Source organism: Bacillus sp. AP50 (assembly GCF_040492675.1).
Taxonomy (GTDB): Bacteria; Bacillota; Bacilli; order Bacillales; family Bacillaceae_G; genus Bacillus_A; species Bacillus_A cereus.
In genome coordinates this window covers 1-1,119 of sequence record NZ_JBEUTW010000664.1, presented here as the reverse complement: position 1 = coordinate 1,119, position 1,119 = coordinate 1, and the positions used below count along the sequence as shown (strand labels likewise).

Genomic DNA, 1,119 nt, shown 5'->3' with positions numbered 1-1,119 from the left:
TATCAAAGGTTTTATACTACACATTAGCAAAGATCTATTTACTATTATTGGACCAAATATAAAAGTAGAAAGCAATTCAACAGATAATCTTATAGGATCACCAAACAAAATTAACGTAAAAATTGAAATGATTCAAGGGATTGGTGATGTAGGAGCTTCTCTCTCTAGCTAAGATAAATTTGTATATCAATATGGATAGTATTTATGTATTCGTATTGATATACAGTTATTACGGTAATGTGAAACCAATATTTCTTTTTAAATTTGCATTGAATCTATTAGTTCTTGCTCAAGTTGTTCTTGTGTATCATCTGTAACTAGTGATTTCGGAACTTTATTTAATTAGTTAAGAATCTCGTTATTTCCAATGAACTGTTACGGAATTGAAACGAATGACCTCCACTTTACTATACTTCTCCAATGTAATTACATGAAATAAAGGTATATCCTTAGAACGTAAGTACTTCAATGGGAAAATAATCAGTATGTAAGAAGGTGTGTGTATTATCTAAATAAAAAAGTGCTAACAAGTTTGCAAACGGCAAACGAACTTGCTAACACCAATGTAAAATAGACATAAATTATCGCCGGTATGTCGTCTTTGAAAATGGCTTTAATCAGTTACATCATACTTATACGAAATGCTCATAAAAGCAGTCTTAATATCAAGAATAAAGAAAAAATTATGAGTAAAGATTTTGTTTGCTCTATATGAAAAGATAAATAGATATTCATCAGACAAGGATAATTTAGCATATCTTGAATAGGGTGTAGGAACGAATTAAAGAAAGGGATATTTGTTTAGGAAGGGACTGACTCAGGAGTGGGACTTTCGGACAGGGTTTGGGGAGCGGTGATTGCCTTTGGCATTGCGACTAATATCGTTGCTTGTATAATGGCAGTATACATTCAAAAATATGAGCTAATGATAAATCATCTTACAAATATTTTATTTTTAATAATTATCTCTTTAACGTTTATAAAGATGAAAATTAACAGATGGGTGGCTTTAGGATTTACATTAGTTGTAATAGAGAAAGGTATTAAAGCGGGCTATGACTTCTACACACATAATTATTATAGTGTCAGTTGGAGTTTAGCTATCATTGTCTATTGCAT

At 30.7% G+C, this 1,119-nt stretch carries 1 protein-coding gene; it reads left to right on the top strand.

The window, feature by feature from the left end; genetic code table 11:
• Positions 1 to 823: 823 nt before the first annotated feature.
• Positions 824 to 1,119: hypothetical protein (locus ABWK52_RS28095; RefSeq protein WP_353772312.1), on the top strand; the 296-nt coding region annotated here is incomplete at its 3' end.